Source organism: Aeromonas rivuli (assembly GCF_000820045.1).
In the GTDB taxonomy this organism is placed as follows: Bacteria; Pseudomonadota; Gammaproteobacteria; order Enterobacterales; family Aeromonadaceae; genus Aeromonas; species Aeromonas rivuli.
The window spans coordinates 1-3787 of the sequence record NZ_CDBJ01000057.1; the positions used below are offsets into that span (position 1 = coordinate 1).

10 protein-coding genes are annotated in these 3787 nt (G+C 55.6%); 6 read left to right on the forward strand and 4 right to left on the reverse strand.

Annotated elements, in window-relative coordinates; all coding sequences use genetic code 11:
* Positions 1-34: 34 nt before the first annotated feature.
* From BN1130_RS13990 to BN1130_RS22310, 6 genes are all read left to right on the forward strand, one after another.
* Positions 35-556 (forward strand): Mu-Gp12 family protein, encoded by a 522-nt coding sequence (locus BN1130_RS13990; RefSeq protein WP_042042710.1) that lies wholly within the window; start codon positions 35-37, stop codon positions 554-556.
* Positions 557-664: 108 nt separating this feature from the next.
* Positions 665-952 carry a hypothetical protein gene (locus tag BN1130_RS13995; RefSeq protein WP_042042711.1) on the forward strand — a complete coding sequence of 96 codons (288 nt, stop codon included), beginning with the start codon at positions 665-667 and terminating at the stop codon, positions 950-952.
* 47 nt (positions 953-999) lie between these two features.
* Entirely contained in the window at positions 1000-1392 is a 393-nt protein-coding gene (locus BN1130_RS14000) for a regulatory protein GemA (RefSeq protein ID WP_198135286.1), read from the forward strand.
* Complete coding sequence (locus tag BN1130_RS22305; protein WP_157014029.1) at positions 1379-1621, forward strand: hypothetical protein; 243 nt, start codon at positions 1379-1381, stop codon at positions 1619-1621. Before BN1130_RS14000 ends, BN1130_RS22305 begins: the two co-directional genes overlap by 14 nt.
* Positions 1611-1802 carry a hypothetical protein gene (locus BN1130_RS14005; protein WP_042042713.1) on the forward strand — a complete coding sequence of 64 codons (192 nt, stop codon included), beginning with the start codon at positions 1611-1613 and terminating at the stop codon, positions 1800-1802. Before BN1130_RS22305 ends, BN1130_RS14005 begins: the two co-directional genes overlap by 11 nt.
* 63 nt (positions 1803-1865) lie before the next feature.
* Positions 1866-2222 carry a hypothetical protein gene (locus BN1130_RS22310; protein ID WP_157014030.1) on the forward strand — a complete coding sequence of 119 codons (357 nt, stop codon included), beginning with the start codon at positions 1866-1868 and terminating at the stop codon, positions 2220-2222.
* Between the two features lie 53 nt (positions 2223-2275).
* Here the strand turns inward: BN1130_RS22310 and BN1130_RS14010 are convergent, their stop codons facing one another.
* The 4 genes from BN1130_RS14010 to BN1130_RS22670 all read right to left on the reverse strand — a co-directional run.
* Complete coding sequence (locus BN1130_RS14010) at positions 2276-2491, reverse strand: hypothetical protein (protein ID WP_042042717.1); 216 nt, start codon at positions 2489-2491, stop codon at positions 2276-2278.
* Positions 2484-2663, reverse strand: a complete 180-nt coding sequence (locus tag BN1130_RS14015; protein ID WP_157014031.1) for a hypothetical protein — start codon at positions 2661-2663, stop codon at positions 2484-2486. The genes BN1130_RS14010 and BN1130_RS14015 overlap by 8 nt, the downstream gene beginning before the upstream one ends.
* 20 nt (positions 2664-2683) lie before the next feature.
* Positions 2684-3532, reverse strand: a complete 849-nt coding sequence (locus BN1130_RS21350) for a peptidoglycan-binding protein (protein ID WP_084218218.1) — start codon at positions 3530-3532, stop codon at positions 2684-2686.
* A gap of 8 nt (positions 3533-3540) precedes the next feature.
* Positions 3541-3787: hypothetical protein (locus tag BN1130_RS22670; protein WP_042042721.1), on the reverse strand; the 247-nt coding region annotated here is incomplete at its 5' end.

The following is a 3787-nucleotide window of genomic DNA, read 5'->3' on the forward strand; positions in this document are numbered from 1 at the left end:
AAGCCCGTTTAAATGACCTTTAAGGAGGCATCCAATGATGCACTATCGCTGTGATGATGTGCCGGTATGGCAAGCCTGGTGCCGGTACCAAAGAGAGCTCAGCGCGCTGCACAAGGTGGCGCAGGCCTTTGCCGAGCCGCTCGATGCTGACCCGGTATACGGGGCGTCAGTCTATGGTCAGATCCTGGTGGGGGTTGCCCCTCGCCATTTTGATGATCGGGCAGACAGGGCGCTGTGGAGTGAGTCCGGTTACGCCGGGGTGCGCGTACCCCGGCGCTATGTGCCTAAAGGCCAACTAAAAGCTGGCACCCAGTTGCGTGAACGCTTTCCTGGCGGGCGCCCCGCAGTGGACATCGATCGTGCCAGACTGGCCCCTTTGTGGGAGGCGCTGGGTGTGGACATACAAGCCGTCGCCAAGGCCGGTGCCATCTTCTTCGGCTATGACGGCCAGTTCTACTTCACCACCCTGATGCGCGCCCCAAACGCCACGGTGATTGGTGAGCATGAGTTCACCCAGGCACTGCAGCTGAGCCAATCCACCAGCCCCTCCCGATAGGTATTTCCCTATTTCTTTACGTCAAATGAGGCACCGTTCGGTGCCTTTTTTTGTTCGCAAATTCGCCGCCACTTTTATATAATTATTTTATGTGGCGGAGGAACGTAAATGATTACAGAAAAGCGCAAGCCTGGCCGCCCGCGAAAGGAGAAGACGCTGGATGGGCCGACTCGCAGCAAACGCCTACGAGCCAAGAGACTTGAAACGGGTACCAGGGAGTTGCGCTTTATCGTCGATGCAGACACCGCCGCCCTGTTTCAAAGCCTGCGAGAACGGAGTCAGTTTGGTGTGAGAGAGCAATCCGAATTCTTTGCGGCCCTGGTACTCAAGGTGGCCAACAAGCCCTGGTTAGGCACGGACTTCATCCTGCCAATAGAAGAGAAGGAGAACGCATGATGAAGCCTGCAACGCTCTATGGCCTTATCCACAAGGGAGCTCAACTCATGCTGGCCTCGCAGGGCGCCACCCCAAATGAGATGGATGGTGCGTACCGGGATTGGCTACACAGCAAGACCGGCAAGCGCTCGTGCAAGGAGCTGACCTCACCGCAACTCGATGCCTTGGTCCGCGAGCTCAAGCGTGATGGTTGGCTCACCGATTATCGCCCTGGTGGTCGCGCCGATAATCGCCCAACAGATGCCCAATGGCGCAAGCTGGCAGCGTTGTGTCATGAGCTGGATTGGGATAAAGGATTGGATGATCCCGCTCTGGATCGGTTTTGCATGCGCACTGCCCACGTGGCCAGCGCCCGGTTTCTCACCAAAGCCTTGATGAGCCAAGTGATCACTGGCCTGGAGCGCTGGATCGCGGGAGGGTTCCCTCATGAGACACATTGACCCGCGCTACGAGATGATATCCCCCTCGACACCGGCAGAACTGGAGGCGTTACTTAATGAGATGTGGCCAGATCATCGGGTGCCAGCCCATGAATTCCATCAGATGATTGAGATGAACCCGCTGGATATGAGCATTTTGAAGAGCCACCTTGGTCTGGATCGTGCCTGGTACAACACCCACGAACTGGCCGAATGGATATGGAAACGGAGTAACTATCATGAGCACTGAGTCTACCACCGCACTGCGGGCCAAGCCCTGCCGGGATGTACTGCGCCTGCAAAAGCGAGCCACCCACAATGCCGTCCAAGGCTCGGAGTTCTTCGCGTTCAGGCTGTCCAGCTGGTTTGTGTTTGTGCGGGAACGGCTTGATAGTGAGCCTCGAGTGGGCGAGCAATTAAGTTTGTTCTAAATATGCTGGTGTGCGATAAACAGACTCATTTATTGCATGGGCCTGTTAGGCTGGGAGGAGCGTATGTACCATAAAGAGCACTATTCAAGCGTGGTCATTCCTGAATATGACATTATCCAGGATTTTGAAATTGATCCGCTTGGGTTTGTTTGCTTCCGACTTGAGTGGGGCGAGTCAATGTCGCACACAAAAAAAACTGGACGAGAGTTTGATGTATGCTACATCGTCACTATCAACCCTAGGCTTTCTCCAGATATTTACAGGATATTAAGGAAGCAATATGGTGGTGCGTACTGCGGTTTCACTGTTAGTGAAAAACCAATTACAGAGCATCATTTAAAACTATTTAGAATTAAAATGATGAATTTTGTTTCTCTGGTAAACGATGGTATTAAGCGAATATTAACTATTACGGAATAGCCTTCAAAAATAAAGCAACAAGGCCCGCATGATGCGGGCCTTGTTGTTTCTGGCTATGCCTTGGGGCGCGTCGTCGACACCCGGGTATTGCCGTCTCCTGCCGGCTGGTTGATGATGCAATCTCGCTGCACCGACAAGATCCCCCCACTCGAGGAGTCCGGTTCGCACTGGGCATTGCCGCTGCTGTTGTCGCTGCGGATGTACGTGATGATGCTCGAACACCCTCCCAGCAATCCGATGGCCAGGACTGCTACTACCACTCTATTCATCGCTTCCTTCCTTCTTGCACTGCTTGCCTTCGTTGATCTGCACCTTTACCCCAAACGCGGTCTCGGCCACCACCACCGGTGGGCAGCTGCCGTCGCTCCCCGAGACCTGGTACTCCACATAGGACGCCGCGCACCCACCCAGGAGGCTGGCGAACAGTAGGGCCAGAGCCACCATCATTGCCTTAAGCACACTCATAGCCCGTACTCCTCTGCATCCAGTGCATCCCAGGTCAGCTGACCTACCACTCCATCAGGCTGCAGGCCATGGGCGCGCTGCCAGCCTTTCACCGCCTCCTGGGTTGCCCCTCCAAACACCCCGTCATGGGGTAAACCCAGCAGTAACTGCAGTTCAGTCACGTCCGCGCCGCGGCTGCCCACCATGACCTGGTCGCGCACAATGCGTTGTCCTAATGCCAATCGGCCTGCCTCTTCGAACTGGCGAGCATAGCCGGCCACCATCTCGGCACGATCGGTGCCATTGATGATCCGCCGCGCGTTCACGTAATCAAACGTCCCATCCGCGCGGTCATAGTCCGAGAGCCGCTTGCCGGTAAACCATCCTTGACTCATGCCAAACAGGGTGATTTGTGTGGCCACAAACGGGCTCATTGCCATGTCTGGGGTCAACACCAAGTCCACCCCTCCCTGCTCCAGATGAGTGTTAAAGCAGAGCGTTGCCGCTTTGGCGTAGTTCTCGCGCCAGGTCAGTTGTACAAAGCCCCGGCCGTAATAGGTCTGGCCGGTTTCAGGATCGGGAACGCCATAAGGGCGGCCAGCCCCTTTGCCGTATTCTTCTATGGGCTGCATCGTACAGGCGGTCTCGTGATACGCAGTCGCCAGCACGTAGGACAAATGCGCCAAGGAAACGACATGCCCCAAATGCGCCATCAGCGTCGGCACACTAACCAGGTAACCTATCCCCTGAGCTTGCTCTGGACTCATCGCGCCATTAAACAGCGTGGCTGCAATGCGCGTGCGGTACGCTTTGATGGACAGGGCCAACGGCGCCGGACCACAACGGTAACAAGAACGTTTCATCATCAAATCTCCTATCGTCCACCAGATGAAAGTTCACTCACGATCACTAAATTGATCGCCTCGACTGTCACCAGCGGGTTTTGATGGCGCGCTAGCGCCTGGTAAGTGAGGGTCGTCGTGCAGCGATACACCCCCTGAAGTTGTTGTCCCAGCCAAATCAGTGCCTCTGGCACAATGTCGCGCCCCAGCTGGTTTCGCCATGTGGCGATCATGGCGTTCAATGCCGCTTCAAACTGGCTTTGAATGGTGGTGGCCATC